19 protein-coding genes are annotated in these 16,254 nt (G+C 65.7%); 11 read left to right on the top strand and 8 right to left on the bottom strand.

Going from position 1 to position 16,254, the window contains the following annotated elements; all coding sequences use genetic code 11:
* Positions 1-62: 62 nt before the first annotated feature.
* Together QFZ40_RS17960 and QFZ40_RS17955 are read right to left on the bottom strand one after the other, a co-directional pair.
* Positions 63-287 (bottom strand): hypothetical protein, encoded by a 225-nt coding sequence (locus QFZ40_RS17960; protein WP_306906024.1) that lies wholly within the window; start codon positions 285-287, stop codon positions 63-65.
* Positions 288-433: 146 nt separating this feature from the next.
* The gene (locus QFZ40_RS17955) at positions 434-1,099 is read right to left on the bottom strand and encodes a TetR/AcrR family transcriptional regulator (RefSeq protein ID WP_306906023.1); all 666 of its coding nucleotides are present in this window, start codon (positions 1,097-1,099) and stop codon (positions 434-436) included.
* Between the two features lie 134 nt (positions 1,100-1,233).
* Here QFZ40_RS17955 and QFZ40_RS17950 point away from each other — a divergent pair, with 134 nt between their 5' ends.
* Both QFZ40_RS17950 and QFZ40_RS17945 read left to right on the top strand, forming a co-directional pair.
* Entirely contained in the window at positions 1,234-1,557 is a 324-nt protein-coding gene (locus QFZ40_RS17950; protein ID WP_306906021.1) for a thiamine-binding protein, read from the top strand.
* Between the two features lie 86 nt (positions 1,558-1,643).
* On the top strand, positions 1,644-2,321 hold the full coding sequence (locus QFZ40_RS17945; RefSeq protein ID WP_306906019.1) for an O-methyltransferase: 678 nt from the start codon (positions 1,644-1,646) through the stop codon (positions 2,319-2,321).
* A 108-nt stretch (positions 2,322-2,429) separates the two neighbouring features.
* Here QFZ40_RS17945 and QFZ40_RS17940 read toward each other — a convergent pair whose 3' ends face one another.
* The 5 genes from QFZ40_RS17940 to QFZ40_RS17920 form a co-directional block, all read right to left on the bottom strand.
* On the bottom strand, positions 2,430-2,606 hold the full coding sequence (locus tag QFZ40_RS17940; RefSeq protein ID WP_306906018.1) for a CsbD family protein: 177 nt from the start codon (positions 2,604-2,606) through the stop codon (positions 2,430-2,432).
* 370 nt (positions 2,607-2,976) lie between these two features.
* A complete protein-coding gene (locus QFZ40_RS17935) occupies positions 2,977-4,143 on the bottom strand; it encodes a YihY/virulence factor BrkB family protein (RefSeq protein WP_306906016.1) in 1,167 nt (388 codons plus the stop codon).
* Between the two features lie 108 nt (positions 4,144-4,251).
* Positions 4,252-4,848 carry a DUF3618 domain-containing protein gene (locus QFZ40_RS17930; RefSeq protein ID WP_306906015.1) on the bottom strand — a complete coding sequence of 199 codons (597 nt, stop codon included), beginning with the start codon at positions 4,846-4,848 and terminating at the stop codon, positions 4,252-4,254.
* Positions 4,845-5,276, bottom strand: a complete 432-nt coding sequence (locus QFZ40_RS17925) for a phage holin family protein (RefSeq protein ID WP_306906014.1) — start codon at positions 5,274-5,276, stop codon at positions 4,845-4,847. The genes QFZ40_RS17930 and QFZ40_RS17925 overlap by 4 nt, the downstream gene beginning before the upstream one ends.
* Positions 5,276-6,325, bottom strand: coding sequence for a hypothetical protein (locus QFZ40_RS17920; protein WP_306906013.1), 1,050 nt, complete (start codon positions 6,323-6,325; stop codon positions 5,276-5,278). Before QFZ40_RS17920 ends, QFZ40_RS17925 begins: the two co-directional genes overlap by 1 nt.
* 191 nt (positions 6,326-6,516) lie before the next feature.
* Here QFZ40_RS17920 and QFZ40_RS17915 point away from each other — a divergent pair, with 191 nt between their 5' ends.
* Positions 6,517-7,059, top strand: a complete 543-nt coding sequence (locus QFZ40_RS17915; RefSeq protein WP_306906011.1) for a hypothetical protein — start codon at positions 6,517-6,519, stop codon at positions 7,057-7,059.
* A 24-nt stretch (positions 7,060-7,083) separates the two neighbouring features.
* Here the strand turns inward: QFZ40_RS17915 and QFZ40_RS17910 are convergent, their stop codons facing one another.
* Positions 7,084-8,121 (bottom strand): NAD-dependent epimerase/dehydratase family protein, encoded by a 1,038-nt coding sequence (locus QFZ40_RS17910; protein ID WP_306906990.1) that lies wholly within the window; start codon positions 8,119-8,121, stop codon positions 7,084-7,086.
* A 147-nt stretch (positions 8,122-8,268) separates the two neighbouring features.
* Between QFZ40_RS17910 and QFZ40_RS17905 the strand changes: the two genes are divergently transcribed.
* From QFZ40_RS17905 to QFZ40_RS17870, 8 genes are all read left to right on the top strand, one after another.
* A complete protein-coding gene (locus tag QFZ40_RS17905) occupies positions 8,269-9,180 on the top strand; it encodes a sigma-70 family RNA polymerase sigma factor (RefSeq protein WP_306906009.1) in 912 nt (303 codons plus the stop codon).
* A gap of 146 nt (positions 9,181-9,326) precedes the next feature.
* Entirely contained in the window at positions 9,327-9,863 is a 537-nt protein-coding gene (locus QFZ40_RS17900) for a D-glycero-alpha-D-manno-heptose-1,7-bisphosphate 7-phosphatase (protein ID WP_306906008.1), read from the top strand.
* Complete coding sequence (locus QFZ40_RS17895) at positions 9,863-10,951, top strand: glycosyltransferase family 9 protein (protein ID WP_306906007.1); 1,089 nt, start codon at positions 9,863-9,865, stop codon at positions 10,949-10,951. Before QFZ40_RS17900 ends, QFZ40_RS17895 begins: the two co-directional genes overlap by 1 nt.
* A complete protein-coding gene (locus QFZ40_RS17890) occupies positions 10,948-11,982 on the top strand; it encodes a glycosyltransferase (RefSeq protein ID WP_306906005.1) in 1,035 nt (344 codons plus the stop codon). The genes QFZ40_RS17895 and QFZ40_RS17890 overlap by 4 nt, the downstream gene beginning before the upstream one ends.
* On the top strand, positions 11,979-13,232 hold the full coding sequence (locus QFZ40_RS17885) for a glycosyltransferase (protein WP_306906004.1): 1,254 nt from the start codon (positions 11,979-11,981) through the stop codon (positions 13,230-13,232). Before QFZ40_RS17890 ends, QFZ40_RS17885 begins: the two co-directional genes overlap by 4 nt.
* A complete protein-coding gene (locus tag QFZ40_RS17880) occupies positions 13,229-13,972 on the top strand; it encodes a D-sedoheptulose-7-phosphate isomerase (protein WP_306906003.1) in 744 nt (247 codons plus the stop codon). Before QFZ40_RS17885 ends, QFZ40_RS17880 begins: the two co-directional genes overlap by 4 nt.
* Positions 13,969-15,351 (top strand): PfkB family carbohydrate kinase, encoded by a 1,383-nt coding sequence (locus tag QFZ40_RS17875; RefSeq protein ID WP_306906002.1) that lies wholly within the window; start codon positions 13,969-13,971, stop codon positions 15,349-15,351. The genes QFZ40_RS17880 and QFZ40_RS17875 overlap by 4 nt, the downstream gene beginning before the upstream one ends.
* A gap of 93 nt (positions 15,352-15,444) precedes the next feature.
* Positions 15,445-16,224, top strand: a complete 780-nt coding sequence (locus tag QFZ40_RS17870) for an SDR family oxidoreductase (RefSeq protein ID WP_306906001.1) — start codon at positions 15,445-15,447, stop codon at positions 16,222-16,224.
* The last annotated feature ends 30 nt before the right edge of the window (positions 16,225-16,254 follow it).

The raw sequence follows: 16,254 nt of genomic DNA, 5'->3' as shown, positions 1-16,254 counted from the left end.
GTCGCGCCAACGGTCGTGAGGCGGCCGTTACGGCCAGAACTAGCTAGGCAACCCGGGATTAGCTAGGCAACCCCGTGGGCGGCGCCCCCGGGCGAGACAGCCCGGCGGGCACTTTCCTCGACCGCCAGCTCGTACCATACCTGTGCACCGAATTCGGGTGTGGGGGTGTCAAGGTTCTGGTAGAGGGCATCCAACAGATTGGCCAGCTCTTCCGCCGGCAGGGTGGGGAGGACTTCTTCCGGACCGCGCGGATCGCTGATGATGTGGGAGAGGTGCGAGCTTTTCATCGCGTGACCGGACTGGTGTGATGATGACGCAGGACGTGTTTCATGGGTCGCTCCATCTGGGAATTCAGAGGCTGGCTGCGTAACCCTACCTGAGTTTATTCCAACTCCTGGATGCCCACAATGGGCAAGGCCTGCGGCGGCAGCAGCTAGCTGAGCCGTGAGCCCCGGAGCGGTTGGCCCGTGACCTGCGGTCCCTGGAGTTGGGAGGCTGGCAACGGCACTTGGGCGGGCAACGGCCGGTGAGGCCTTTCCGTGCGGATGGCATCCTCGATAAGCGCCACGGGACGGCGCCAGGCGTCCGACCCCGGCTCCATAGTGTCCACTACGCCAATGAGCATCGCCAGGAGCCGGAACATGTCCGTCATGGAGATGTCAGCGCGGAGAGTTCCCTGGCCTTGGCCCCGGCCCAGCAGGACGCCGATCGAGTCGATGAGCGAGCCGGTAATTCCGGTGAGCAGTTCACGGCGTCCCGCAACAGCCCCCAGCAGGTTGGCGTTGTCACTGGCGGCAGCCATGATCGCTTCAATGACCCGCAGCAGGCCTCCCGCAGCGTCCATGTCAGCCAGGGCGTCGTCAATGACGGGATCCACGCTCAGCCTGAGCTGCCGGTTAAGGGCGGCCAGGACCAGCTCCTCCTTGTCAGCAAAGTTGCGGAACAGAGTGGCGGGACCCACGCCGGCGGTGGCAGCGATGGTCTGGAGGGGCACATCGGGGCCGAAATCGCGGAAACATTCACGGGCCGCAGTGATGATCTTGTCCACGTTCCGCGCTGCATCTGCACGGAGCGGTTTGCGGGCAACTGCAAGATTCATGCGAACAGGTTAGCAATGCAGCCCGAAGCGTTCACGGTTACTGAAGGGTAAACGGTTATATGACGTGCGCCGGACTATTAACGGCCCACTACCGGCCGCCGCGCCGCAGCTTCGGACCATGGCAGACTGGCTCCATGTTGCTTGCATTTTCGGTTGCCCCGTCAGGTATGCCCGCGGACGGCTCCCGCCCTTCCGATGCGTCGGTGCACGACGCCGTCGCCGCCGCTGTGAAAATCGTCAGGGAATCGGGGCTGCCCAACCAGACGGATTCGATGTTCACCACTATTGAAGGCGACTGGGACGAGGTGTTCGACGTGGTGAAGAGGGCCACCGAGGCCGTGGGCCAGTTCGGCAGCCGCGTGTCCCTGGTCATCAAGGCTGACATTCGTCCCGGCTACACGGGCGAGCTGACCGCAAAAGTGGACCGCCTGGAACAGGCGATCTCCGGCGGTTCCTAAACGGCCTTCCATTCCTGGACGTCCTTGTATGGGGCCCTGCGGCGTGCTGCCTAGACCCGCTTCATGCCGCGTGCCAGACTGTGGCCATGTTTGAGCACAAGCCCCAGACCGCGTGGACCGCCGTCGAAGACTTCCTGACTGACACAGTCGTGCAACCTGACGAAGCCTTGAAGCGTGCGGTGCAGTCCGCCGTCGACGCCGGAATGCCGCCCATAGAAGTGGCGCCGAACGCGGGCAAGCTCCTCAAACTCCTGGTCCAGATTTCCGGTGCCCGCCGTGTGCTGGAGATCGGCACGCTGGCCGGCTTCAGCACCATTTGGATGGCTAAGGGACTTCCCGACGACGGCGTGCTGGTGACGTGTGAATATCTTCCCAAACATGCTGACGTTGCCAGGTCCAACCTGGACGCTGCGGGGTTAGGGCACAAAGTGGACATTCGCGTCGGCGCGGCCCTTGATTCGTTGGCTGCCCTGCAGGCGGAGGGTCAGGAGCCCTTTGATTTTGTTTTCATCGACGCGGACAAGGAAAACAACACCAGGTACCTCGATTGGGCTGTCCGCTTGGGCAGGCCCGGAACCACCGTGGTGCTTGACAACGCCATCTGGGAAGGAGCCGTGCTGGACCCCGGCATGGACGAAGTCAACGCACCCGGGATCATCGGCGCGCTGGAACTGATGGGAAATCATCCGCAGCTCGATGCCACGGTGATCCAGACGGTCGGGTCGAAGGGGTGGGACGGGTTCGCCCTGGCGGTGGTCCGGTAAGGGCCGACGGCGGCCTGGGCGGACCCGTCAAACCTGCGGGGGACCCGTCGAACCTGCGGCCGGAACCGGCGAGGATGCGGGAACGCCCGAGTACTGGACCGGAAAGCGTCAGTCCTTCCTGAAAGCGTCCTTGACTTTCTCGCCGGCCTGCTTCAGGTCCGCCTTGGTCTGGTCCATCTTCCCTTCGGCCTCAAGGCGCTCGTCGTCCGTTGCCTCACCGGCGGCCTCTTTGGCCTTGCCTCCGAGCTTCTCGCTGGTGTTTTCGATCTTGTCATCCAAACCCATGGCATTTCACCCTGTTTCTACCTGCGGGCCGGGGCCGGCAGCGACCGCCACCGGTCATTCTTCAATGCTAGCCAGCATCCGCGCTGGCCAATAGAGCCGGAAGGCTGCCGGCTGGGCGGGAAAGTGGGGTGAGAAAACGGGGGGCGGAAATCGGGTTGGGAAAAGGAGCGGATGCAGTCGGAATGATCGAGGGGGCCGACGGCGACTGGGGGGACTGGCCTCGGTCTCAGAAGAGGCCATTTCACCGCCGACCCCGCCTGGCACCCGGGCCACCGATGACCCGGGAAACTTCACAGGACCTGCTTCTATTAACTTTCCTCCTACTTGAGCTCCCTGCCTAGACCTGCCGGGTGCTGTCCGGACAGGCCGTTTATTCGACGGTTCCCCGTTCCTTGCTGCTGCCTTTGTTGGCGCTGGTTATGTCGGTGCCTCCACCCTCGGCACCGCGACGCTCGGGGTTGCCCTTCTCCGCGCCGCTTCCGTTGTAGCTTTCGCGCAGCTCGCGGCCCCTCCGGATATCCTCCTGTACCTGTTCCTGCAGTTTCTCGCTCTTTTTGGTGTCCCGCGGTGGCAGTTGGAGTGTCTCTTCGGCCTCGATGCCGGCCTGGAGTTCGCGACCACGTTCCATCTCGGCATCGAACTCCGCACCGAACAGCAGGGACATGTTCAGGATCCAGAGCCAGAGGAGCATCACGATCACGCCACCCAGCGCGCCGTACGTTTTGTTGTAGCTGGCGAAGTTGGCCACGTAAAAGGCGAAGCCGAGTGAAGCCAGCAGGAAAACCACCAGCGCGATGAAGGAGCCGAGGCTCATCCATCTGAACTTGGGCTGCTTAACGTTCGGGGTGGCGTAGAAGAGGACTGCGATGATGACGATGACGAGCGCGACGACGATCGGCCACTTGGCGATATTCCAGACGGTGAGGATAGTCCCGCTTAGCCCGAAGGCTCCGCCCACGGCTTCCGCGACGGGGCCGCTGAGTACCAGCATGCCTGCAAGGAGGGCCACAATCACCACCGCGAGCAGGGTAACGGCCAGCATGGTTCCGCGGAGTTTCACGAACGGGCGGCCTTCATCCACTTCATAGATGCGGTTCATGGCGCGGCCGAAAGCCCCCACATATCCGGACGCGGACCACAGGGCCGTGAGAAGGCCGATGAACAGTGTGAAGCCGGCGGCGGGTGACGCAGCGAGCTCCTCCACAGGGCCCTTGACCGTGTTCACGGTTTCTCCCGGGGCGATGCCGCTCACGATTTCCAGGAGCGCTGACGTCGTCTTTTGCGGGTCCCCGAAGATGCCGATGAGCGAAACGAGAGCCAGCAGTGCGGGGAACAGCGACAGTACGGCGTAGTACGTGAGGGCGGCCGCCAGATCCGGGCACTGGTCCTGAGTGAATTCCCTGAACGTCTTCCTGGTGATGTACTTCCAGGACGGTTTCCTAACGTCCGTGGGGCTGTCCGGCTTCCGCGGGTCATCGGGTGCCGGGACACTGCCTGACTTGGCGGTGCTCGTCTCGGGCTTGTCCTGAGTGGCCATGGGGGTGTCCTCTCGTTAGGGCGTAAACGTGGACAGGCCGGCTCGCCGCGAGGCGGAACCGGCCTGTCTGTGGCGCCAGTATTGGTTGTGCGGCGGCTGCCGGTGCTGTCAGGTGTTCTGGACGTGGTCTTTGGCGTCCGCTGCCCTGTCTTTCACATCTGCCGCCGCCATCTGGCCTTCTTCCTTGACGTGCTCAGCGGCGTCGGCGGCGGTTGCCTTGACGTTTTCCATGGCTTCCTGCGCCGGCTCCTTCAGGCCCTGCGCCATGTCCTTGGCCGCTTCAGTCAGTTCGGTAGTCAGCGGTTCGGCGGCGGTCTTGAGGGAGTCCGCTGCTTCGCGTTCCTTTTCGCTGGGCGGGATCAGTGAGGACAGCAGCAGACCGGCGCCGAAGGCAATGAGGCCTGCGGCCAGGGGGTTTCCCTGTGTTTTATACATGACCTGCTGGGGTGCCTCGCCAATGGCGGCGCCCGCATCACCGAGGGCGTTACCCGCGCTGCCGGTGCTCCTGTGCATGCGCGTGGTGGCGTCGTCTGCTACTCCCATGACTTTTTCCTTCACTCCGAAGACGGCGTCCTTCACCTTGTCCGTTTGGCGGTGGACGATGTTGGAGGGGGTGACTTTGTCCGCCACGGCATCCACATTGGTGCCCAGGCGGGCGCGGGTTGCTTCAATGTCTGAACGGATCGCGTCCGGGTTGTCGCTCATCGGTTTACCTCACCGGGTTTTAGGGTTGGGGGGATTTCAGAGAGTGTTTCAGTGGTTTGGGGCATGCCCTTCACCGTTTTGAGTTCCTTGCGCCCCATGGAGGCCAGGACGGCTGCGATGATGGCCCAGATCACGGCCACCACGACGGCGGACCATCCCAGACCCATCAGCATGCCCAAGGCATAGCAAAGGGCGATGGAGAGGAACAGCAGGACGAAGTGCCCCGCCACGCCGGCTCCGGCGAGCATGCCGCTGCCCCTGCCGGCCCTGGTAGCGGACTGCCTCAGTTCAGCTTTGGCGAGCTCCAGTTCCTGACGCATCAGCGTGGACAGGTCGCGGGTGACCTCGCCCAGCAGATCGCCCAGGGAAGTGTTGTCCGCCTTGGCGTGGGCAGCTTCCCCGGGGGTTTCGGGCATCTGGCTGCTCATCACGGCCTGCCAGTCTGGCCGTCCGCGGAGCGGTCCTGGGTGAGGGGGTCCGTGCCCATGGGGTCATCAGCCAGCGCTTGGTCGCCCAGGGGGTCGTCAGCCATCCGGTTGCCGGACCGTGTCTCCTCTACCAGTTGCGGGCTGTCCAGCGGACTTGCCGTGCTGGTTGTGTCGGCATAGCTGCTTCCCGGAGCGCCGCCGTCGAACCCTGCCGTGGTGGTGGCCGGCCCGGGGAGCTGAACCGGGGGTGGCGGGACTGCGCCGCCAGCGGGGGTATAGCCGCCCGGGCCCGTCTGGCCTGCACCGTACTGTTCCTGGCCCGCACCGTACTGTTCTCCGGTGTACTGGCCACCTGCGTTCTGCTCTCCGGTGTACTGGCCGCCGCTGTACTGCTCTCCCGTGTACCGACTGCCGGTGTACTGCCCGCCGGTGTATCCGGAAGCGGAGGAGGCGGAGCCGGGAGCGCCTGCGCTCAGGCTGCGGCCGAGCCGTCCGGCGAGGACGCCGGCGCCGGCTGCAAGAAGCAGGAAAGCGCCGGGACGCCGCCGGGCGAAGCTCTTGACCTCGTCCAGGAGTGAACCGGGGTCCCTGCCGTCCAGCCAGGAGGCGACGGAGGACGAACGTTCCGCAGCCTGGCGGACAAGGTCGGAGGCTACGCCAGGCTGGTCTGACGCCTGCGCCATCTTGTGCAGTTCGTTCGAGACTGACCTGAGGCCGTCAGCAACCTTTTGCTGCTGGGTACCTGCCTGATGGGTGAGGTCGCTGCGCGCCTGGTAGAGGAGGTCTTTTGCGTTTGCCTTAACTTCCGAGGCGACGTTTGCCGCTTCAGTCTTAGCAGTCTCGGCCACGTTCTGCGCCGAATCCGCCGCCGTCCGGGCAACATCACCGGCCTCCTCCTTCACAGCATCCTTGCGGGAAGTTTCGTAGGCGCCGCCTGTTGGTGCAGTCGCAGCGGACGGGAAGGTTGTTGCACTGCGCTCTCCCATTGCCCCTGAGGTGGTCGGAGGAACCGTGTAAGCCGGGTCCTCGGGCCATTGGTTCTCTGTCATCTTTGCTCTCTCTTTCCAAGAAGGCCGGTTTTTGATCAAGAACCAGCGATACTGGCCGTAAAATAGTAAGCATGATTACTAACAGAAGGTAAGTACCCTTGCTAAATTACTTTCAAACGGATTCCGGGGCGGCTGCCGTCCTGGCATCAACCCGGATCCGGCCGTAGCGAAGTGGAAAGAGGTGGGCAGCGTTGGATAAAGCAACGTGGGTTTGGGTGGTTGTCGGAATCATTGTCGTGGTCCTTATTGTGCTGCTGCTGACGGGTCAGCGCCGCAAGGCAATACAGCAGAAGCGCGATGAGTCGCGCCGGGAAAAGGCCGCTGAAATCCGGCAGAAGGCGCAGAATATCGAGCTGGATGCACGCGAAAACGAGGCCCGAGCCACCCGCGCCCGCGCCGACGCCGAGCAGGCGCAGGTGGAGGCCGCCAGGCTGAAGCAGGAAGCTGACCAGAAGGCTGCGGATGCCAACGCGCTTCGTGAAGACGTTGCCAGCCACAGCAGGAAGGCTGATGCCATTGATCCGGACATACCGTCGGGCAGGGATGGCCGGATGGATGCCCGGACCGACGCGGCCCGAAATGACGCGGCCCGAAATGATGCGGCCCGAAACGACGCCGCCCGGAATGATGCGGCCAGGAATGACGCCGCCCGGACAGGTGACGTCCGGACCGGCCGGGATGCCGGGGCTACGGACGTCAGGACTGACCGGGACAATCCGCGGTCAGGCGCCTAGCGCTGCTACCCGGGCGAGGGGCGCTTAGCTCCTCGGCTTCAGGGCGGGGGAAGGGGCAACTCCGGCCCCCGCTCCGATTCCTTCCAATACCTGGGCTATGGCGTCCACTGACGTAATCCTAGGCTCCCAGGCCAGGACCCGGCGCGCGCGGCCGGTGTCCATAACCGGCGAGCCCGCAGCCATGTCCACCCATCCGGAGTCTGTTGGCTGAATGCGGAGCCGCCACGTAAGTCCGGCCACTGCATGCAGCAGCGCCATGGGAATGGGCAGGATCCGTTTGGCGCCGAGGAGCCGGGCCAGTTCCTGTGGCGTGACTACCGGTTCCGCCGCGATGTTAAAGGCGCCGGACTCGCCGCGGTCCAGTACCTGCCAATATGCCTCTGCAGCATCGTCAGCGTGGAGCGCCTGGAAAATCAGGTTGTCTGGTGCCGGGAGGACCGGTGTCCACGGCCGCCGCGGCAGCAGCCTGGCCAGGAGCTGGCCCAGAAAGTACCGTCCGATCTCGCTCCCGGCGTCCCGCTGGAAGATCAGGCCCGGCCTGAGCCGGGCCACTTTGACCCCCGGATGCTCCTCCTCGAACCTGTCCAACAGGGCTTCCTGTTCTGCCTTGTGCCGGCTGTAGTGTGAGGTCTGGATACCACCGGCGGGCCAGGATTCATCCGTCCTCCGGTCCTTCGGCGCCTGGCTGTAGGCGCCTACCGATGAAGCGCACACGATGTGCCCGACGCCTGCCTGCCCGGCCGCTTCCAGGACATGCCCGGTGCCCGTGACGTTGGTCCTGTGCAAGGCATCCAAGTCGCGGTTCGGCTGCACCTGCCAGGCCAGGTGGACCACCGCGTCCGCCCCTGCCAGGGCCGAACGCAGTCGAGGCATATCGGCGTCCAGGCCCACGTCCAGCGTGTGCCACTCCACCCCGGCATAGGGAGGCATCGCGATGTCCGGGAGCCTGCGACTGATGCCCGCCAGCTCCAGGCTTCCGGGTCTTTCCGCCAAGCGTGATTGAAGATTCCGGAGCAGTGCTGTGCCGACATTTCCGCTGGCTCCTACGATGGCGATGCGCATCATGGCGACTCCTTCACCCGAACCGGTGGTTCCACCTGCACGTCAGCCTATATCCGGAAAGCATTGTTTTATAAGCAGGCTTATGGTGTCCTACTTCTAAGTCTTGCCGCAGGCTTTCGGACCCCCGACCCGAAGGAACCACCGACAATGCCTGATTTTCTTGCTGCACTTGCCATGGAAACTTCATCAGTCCAGTCGCTCCCGCCGGCGCTTCCCCAGCAGACATCAGCACCCAAAAACGGCCGGCTGCGACAGACATTCGAAAACGAGCTGGTCCTGGGCTACCTTGATCTGGCTGAGGCTCTCGCCGCACGTTTCGAAGCCCGCGGCCGGGAGCGGGCCGACCTCAACCAGGTGGCTTATCTGGGCCTGGTGAAGGCAGCACGTGGCTTCGACCAGACCAAAGGTGACAGCTTTCCCGCTTATGCCGCTCCCACCATCACCGGCGAACTGAAGAGATATTTGCGGGACCGCAGCTGGGTGGTCAGGCCGCCGCGGCATATCCAGGATCTCCGCTCCCGCATTTTCCGTACGGAACCGGAACTGGCGCAGACCCTCGGGCGGATCCCGAAGGTGAGTGAACTGGCCCAGCATCTGGGAGTGGACGCCGCGGAAGTGCAGGAGGCCATCTGCGCGTCCAGCAGCCTCCACCCGGACTCGCTCGACGCCGTCAATCCCCACGGCGACTCGCCGCCCATAGTGGAGGTCCTTGCTTCACCCGACATGCCCATAGAGCGGCTCGAAGAGCTGGCGTGCCTGCGCGAGGCGATGCAGGAACTGGACCCCGCTGACCGGGAGCTGCTGTACCGCCGGTACTTCTGCGAGGAGACGCAGGTGCAGCTTGGCAAAAGGCTCGGAATGTCCCAGATGCAGGTATCGCGCCGCCTGGCGCGCGTCCTGGTCGACCTTCAGCACAGGCTCATCGAAGCCAGCTCGGGTGCGGAATTCGTTCCAATGGCCGAGGGTCCATCCATGTCCACGGACCATAGGGCCTCCGGCTCCGGCCTGTCCAAGAAGGGGCTGCAGCGGACCCCGCGTTCCCGCATCAACAGCATGTGAAGTGCTGCCGGGTCTGCTGACAACCCCCGCGGAACCGGCATCAGACCGGATTGTCTGGCGCTTGACCTGCACTAATAGGGAGCAGTAATCCGGAGAAAAGCTCTCCAGGCTGTTTAGGAGCAGCAGCGCAGGGGAACGTCGGGGGTATGAGAAGCTCCGCGACTCCTCAGATCAGGGCTGTTCTGTTCGACCGGGACGGGACCCTGGTCGTTGATGTGCCCTACAACGGTGATCCCGCGCTGGTCCGTCCTCTTCCCGGAACCAAGGATGTGCTGGATGCCCTCCGGGGACGTGGACTTGCCACCGGCGTGCTCAGCAATCAGTCCGGCGTGGCAAGGGGCGTCATCACCGCCGCCGAAATGGCGAGCGTCAATGCGAGGGTTGAGGAACTCCTGGGGCCTTTTGACGTGTGGGAAGTGTGCCCGCACTCCGAGGAGGATGCCTGCACCTGCCGCAAGCCGGCTCCAGGCATGGTCCTGAGCGCGTGCCGAAAACTGGGCATCAAAACCTCGGAGGCGGCCTTGATCGGGGACATAGGCAGCGATGTCCGGGCTGCGGAGGCAGCGGGAGCCACGGGAGTCCTGGTTCCCACCCCTCAGACACGGGCAGAGGAAATCAGCGAGTCGCGGCTGGTGGCCAAGGACCTTGCGCAGGCTGTGGGCATGCTGCTGGAGGGACCCTGATGGGACGGGTCCTGGTGGCACGCTTGGACAGCCTGGGCGACGTGCTCCTGGCTGGACCGGCCGTGCGCGCCGTCGCAAACGGCCGTCAGGCGGACGGGAGCCGGCCCAACCATGTGGTGATGCTGTGCGGGCGCCAGGGCGAAGCTGCGGCGGCCATGCTGCCCGGCGTTGCTGAGGCCTACAGCTGGGACTGCCCATGGATCATGAATCCTGCCCCCAAAATGACCGGGCCGCATGCGGACAGGCTGATCGACTATGTGCGGAACTCCAGGATTACCGAGGCGGTGATCCTGACGTCGTTCCACCAGTCTCCGCTCCCACTGGCCCTGCTGCTGCGGCTGGCAGGCGTCGGCCGGATCAGCGGTGCCTCCACCGACTACGCCGGCTCCCTGCTGGACGTTCGGCTCAAGCCCGGAGAAGACTTCCCGGAGGACCAGCCGGAGGCGGAGCGTGCGCTCGGGATTGCCCAGGCGGCCGGGTTTAGGCTGCCGGCAGGCGACGACGGAAAGCTGCGGGTCAGTCCGGTTCCGGACGTGCAGGAGCTGGTGGGGGACGGGCCGTATGTGGTGGTCCACCCCGGAGCCGCGGTCCCGGCAAGGGCGTGGCCGCCACTGCACCACGCCGCCGCCGTCGAACTCCTGGAGGGCGCCGGTCACCGGGTGGTGGTGACAGGCGGGCCGGACGAAACGCCGCTGACCGCCACCGTGGCAGGCCCGTCGGCCCTTGATCTGGGCGGACGCACTGACCTGCGCACCCTTGCCGGCGTCCTGGCCCGCGCGGACGCAGTGGTCACCGGGAACACCGGGCCCGCGCACCTGGCCGCGGCTGTGGGAACCCCCGTTGCCTGCCTCTTTTCCCCGGTGGTTCCCGCCGTTCGCTGGGCACCCTACGGCGTGCCCCTGGAACTCCTCGGCGACCAGAATGCCGCGTGCAGGCTCACCAGGGCGCGGGAATGTCCCGTCCCGGGGCACCCCTGCCTGGACTCCGTCTCGCCCGAGGAGGTTGTTCAGGCTGTGGAGCGGCTGATCGGCGGCGTCTCATCCTTCAGTACCCACGTCAGCACCAGGAGAAAGGCCCGCAACCGATGAGAATCCTGCTGTGGCACGTCCATGGCTCCTGGACGGATGCGTTTGTCAGGGGGCGCCACGAATATCTGCTGCCGGTGCTCCCGCAGGGGGGCCATTGGGGCCTCGGGCGTGCCGGCAGGGACTGGCCGGACTCAGTGCGGGAGGTGACACTGGCGGACCTCGACGCCGACCAGGTCGACGCCGTCGTTCTTCAGCGTCCGGAGGAAATAGCCGCAACTGCCAGGGCCTTGGGCCGGCAACCGGGCGCCGACCTGCCGGCGGTGTACGTGGAGCACAACACGCCGAAGGGCGATTTCCCCTTCACCAGGCATCCGCTTGCGGACCGACCGGACATCCCCCTGGTGCATGTCACGCACTTCAACAGGCTCGCCTGGGACAGCGGCTCCGCCCCGACGCTGGTCATCGAGCACGGGATCCCGGACCCTGGGCAGCTCTACACAGGCGAACTGCCGGAGCTCGGCGTCGTGGTAAACGAACCCGTGCGGCGGGGACGGGTGACAGGGACTGACCTCCTCCCCGCCTTTGCCGCCGTCGCGCCGCTGCAGGTCTTCGGCATGAAAACGCAAGGTCTGGCCGCGGCCGCCGGAATTGAGGAACGCCGGCTCACCGAGCGCGGCGACCTGAACACGCATGAATTGCACCGTGAACTGGCCCGCTGCCGCGTCTACCTGCATCCGATGCGCTGGACCTCCCTGGGCCTGTCCCTCCTGGAGGCCATGCATCTCGGGATGCCCGTCCTTGCCCTGGCCACCACGGAAGCGCCCCGGGCGGTGCCGCCGGAAGCCGGCGCGGTGTCCGCCGACGTCGACGAACTGATCCGCGTCGCCCGGCGGCTTATTGCCAACCCGGAAGAAGCACGACGGCGCGGCGCCGCCGCCCGGGAGGCGGCATTGGCACGCTACGGCCTGGGCAGGTTCCTGGACCACTGGGATGTTTTCCTGGCGGACCTGCGAGCCCGTCCGCGGCACTCCGATAACGAACGTCCGGAAGAGCAGATCCTTGTTCCGGCGCGAGAGAGGAAAACCCCTTGAAGATCTCAATGGTTTCAGAACACGCCAGTCCGCTGGCGGCACTCGGCGGGGTGGACGCCGGCGGCCAGAATGTGCATGTCGCAGCCCTGTCCGAGGCATTGGCCAAGAGGGGGCATAACGTCACTGTCTACACCCGGAGGGACGCAACGGAGCTTCCGTACCGGGTGAAGGTGGGGCGCCGGCTGGACGTGGTGCATGTGGAGGCCGGACCGGCTCGCCACATACCCAAGGATGAGTTGCTTCCCTTCATGGGAGAGCTGGCGGACGGCATCGCCCGGGACTGGGGCCACCGGCCACCGGATGTGGTCCACGGCCACTTCTGGATGTCCGGGCTGGCAGCCCTCGATGCGGCACGACGGGAAGATGCAGGCTACCGGGTCCCTGTCGTCCAGACCTTCCACGCGCTAGGCACCGTCAAGCGCAGGCACCAGGGCCTTGAAGACACCAGCCCTCCGGAGCGCCGCTGGCTTGAACCGGGCGTGGCCCGCTCCGCAGACAGGATCATTGCCACGTGCTCTGATGAGGTCTTCGAACTGAAGGCCATGGGCATCAAGACCGGGAAAGTGTCGATTGCCCCGTGCGGTGTGGATCTTGGCCTCTTTTCCGCCAAGGGATCCGCGGATGCGAAGCCTCGCAGCTACCGCATCCTTTCCGTGGGCAGGCTCGTTCCCCGCAAGGGGGTGGACCTGGTGATCCGGGCCCTTCCGCTTCTCAGCGAGGCCGGGTTCGACGACGTCGAACTCCTCATCGTGGGCGGCGGCGGCGACTCGTGCGCCCTGCACGCGGACAAGGAAGTGTGCCGGCTCCTGGACCTCGCCGCTGAACTGGGCGTTTCGGACAGGGTGTCGCTTCAGGGGCAGGTGCCGCGCGGCGCCATGCCGGGGATCTTCCGGAGCGCTGATGCTGTGGTTTGCTCGCCCTGGTACGAGCCTTTTGGCATTGTCCCGCTGGAGGCGATGGCTTGCGGCGTGCCGGTGGTGGCCGCCGCGGTGGGCGGGCTTCGCGACACTGTAGTGGACCACAAAACCGGGCTGCACGTGCCGCCGCGGGACCCCGAAGCAATCGCCTCGGCGCTGGCCCTCCTGCTGGGCAATCCTGCCCTGCGGGCGGAGCTGGGCGCGGCCGGGCAGCGGCGGGCGAGCTCACGGTATTCATGGGACCGGGTGGCTGCCGAAACTGAAAAGGCGTACCAGCTTGCGGTTGCAGGAATCTCGGCCGGCAGGATCCCCATGGAAGGAGCTGCGCTATGACTGCTGAATGGTCCCTCCGAGAGGCTGAACTCCACGCGGTTGACCTTCCCTCGGCCCGTGTTTCGGCGCTTCCTTCCGCCCTTCCGTCGGCGCAGCCTTCAGCCCATGACAGGCGCGGATTCCTGGATCCCGCGGCTGCACATGCCGTGAGCGTGCACCTTGACAATGTCCTTCCTGCACTTGAATCGCTCCGCAGCCAGTCCGGCACGCTCGCGGCCTGGGGAGTCGAGCTTGCGCAGCGGCTGCTCCGGGGGCAACGGCTCCTGGCCGCCGGCAACGGCGGATCGGCGGCCGAGGCCCAGCACCTGACCGCTGAACTGGTGGGACGGTTCGACGGCGAACGCATGCCGTTTTCCGCGATTTCGCTGCATGCGGAAACCTCGGCCGTGACGGCCATTGCGAATGACTATGGCTATGACGAGTTGTTCGCCCGCCAGGTCCGTGCCCACGGCCGGTCCGGCGACGTGCTGGTCCTGCTGTCCACAAGCGGCAAAAGCCCCAACCTGTTGAAGGCAGTGGATGCAGCCTCCCGGCTCAACATCACCACCTGGGCGCTGACCGGCCCGGGGCCCAACCCGCTGGCCGCGGCCTGTGACGAGGCGGTGATGATCGACGCCGTCAATGCCAACGCGCAGGAGGGTCACCTGATTGCCCTGCACAGCATATGCCGGGCCTTCGACCTCGAGGTCGCCCGGAGTAGCGCGGGGACGTCCGCAAGTGAATGGGATGGCCGGCCATGAGGATTGTTGTGGTGGGCGATGTCCTCCTGGATGTGGATCTCTCGGGTGAGGCCACGCGGCTGAGCCCGGATGCTCCGGTGCCCGTGGTCGACGTGTCGGGCATCAGGCGCCGAGCCGGGGGGGCCGGCCTGGTCGCCCGGATGCTGGCCGAGGATGGCTGGCCCGTCACCCTGGTGACGGTACTGGCAGACGACGACGCCGGCCGGCAGCTTGAAGCGGCGCTCGCCGGGGTGCGGCTGGTGGCGGGTCCCAGCAGCTTTCCAACACCGGTCAAGACCCGGGTCCGGGCCGGTTCGCACCCTGTGGTCCGGTTTGACCAGGGCTGCGGCCGGACCCCGGTACCTGAAATCACGCCCGCGATGCTGCGTGCGGTGGAGAAGGCCGAAGCCATCATCGTCGCCGATTATGGCCGCGGCCTGGCTGCCAATGCTCAGTTGAGGGAACTCCTGGCGGGTCTGGCAGATGAGGTGCCGATCGTCTGGGACCCACATCCCGCAGGTGCCGGTCCCGTGCCGGGCGTCGCCGTAGTCACGCCCAACCTTTCGGAGGCGTACAAGGCCGCGGGCAGCACATCCTCTCCGTCCGTGGGGGGAGACTCCCCGGACGGAGCCGGTGAAGTGGCGGGCATCCTGCTGGACCAGTGGCACAGCCGCGCCGTCCTGGTAACCACCGGAGAGCACGGGGCGGTCCTGCTGCGGCAACGTGACCGGGCACCACGGCGCGTTCCTGCGCCCCGGGTTGAGGTGGCCGATCCCTGCGGCGCTGGGGACCGGCTGGCGGCCAGCCTGGCCGTTCATCTGCTGGGCGGCCGCGAACTTGAGGATGCTGCCCTGCTGGCCGTTCATGAGGCCGCGGACTTCCTGGCGGCCGGCGGTGTCGCCTCATTGGCGGACCCGCCTCCGCCGGGCCGGCGCAGGCACCGTACTACTGAGCCGCTGCTGCTGGCCCGCAGTGTCCGGGAGAACGGCGGCATGGTGGTGGCCACCGGAGGCTGCTTCGACCTGCTGCACGCCGGCCACGTCAGGTCCCTGGCCGCCGCGCGTGAGCTTGGCGACTGCCTTATTGTCTGCCTGAACTCTGATGACTCCGTTCGCCGGCTGAAGGGTGAGCAGCGCCCCATCATGAATCAGCAGGACCGGGCGGAACTGTTGCTCGCGCTGGAGAGCGTGGATGCCGTGATGATTTTCAACGAGGACACCCCGGAAGCCGCGCTTGACCGCCTCCGCCCTGACATCTGGGTGAAGGGCGGCGACTACCGCGGAGCCCGACTGCCGGAAGCGGAGCTGGTGGAGAGCTGGGGCGGCCGCTGCCTCACCGTCCCCTACCATCCGGCGCGCTCCACCAGCGTGCTGGCGGAGGCCCTGGCCAAGGTCAGCTGAGCTCCGCCTCTACCTGCCATCCCGCCTCACATATCCCGGATAAGAAGCTCTCAGCGAGAAGACTGAGTGAGAAAATTGACCGAGAGGAACAGCATGAACGCAGAAACTGTGACGCACACAGAGACGAGCACCGAGGCGAGGACCGGGACAAACACCGGGCCGAACACACAGACGAACGCTTCGGCGTCGTGGCCCGGCCGGGTGCTGGTCACCGGAGGTGCCTCCGGACTGGGCGCCGCCGTCGTCGACGCCGTCCTTAAGGCCGGCGGCACGCCGGTGGTTCTGGACCGCGATATCAGCAGCGTCGCCGCCGTGAAGGCGTTCGAAGTGGACGTTTCGGACCGTCTGATGGTGGAACAAGCCGTCCGGGAGGCGGCGGAGTCCCTCGGCGGGCTCGATGCCGTGGTCACCGCGGCGGGGATCGACCGGTGCGGCAAGCTCGCCGACGTGGCCGCCGATGAGTGGGAGAAGGTGATCGGCGTCAACCTGATGGGCACGGTTTCCGTGGTCAGGGCCGCCCTGCCTTACCTGAAGACCACCCACGGGCGGGTGGTGACAGTTGCTTCCACCCTGGGTAAGAGGGCTGTGGCCGATGCCACAGCGTACTGCGCCTCGAAGTTCGGCGTAGTGGGCTTCAGCCATGCCCTGGCGGCGGAGACCGGAGGGGAGATCGGCGTGACCACGATGATTCCCGGCGGCATGAAGACGCATTTCTTTGATGACCGAACTGAGCAGTACAAGCCCCAGGACGATTCCCGGCTCAACAACCCGGGCAACGTGGCCCAGGCCATCCTTTTCGTACTGTCCCAGCCAACGGGCTGCGAGGTACGGGAAATGCTGATCTGCCACGAGGAGGAAGGCTCCTGGCCCTAAAGGATCCGGTGTAAATCCAGGAGCCAAGGG

Origin of the sequence: Arthrobacter pascens (genome assembly GCF_030816475.1) — a bacterium.
Taxonomy (GTDB): Bacteria; Actinomycetota; Actinomycetes; order Actinomycetales; family Micrococcaceae; genus Arthrobacter; species Arthrobacter pascens_B.
This window is presented reverse-complemented; position numbering and strand designations above follow the sequence as displayed.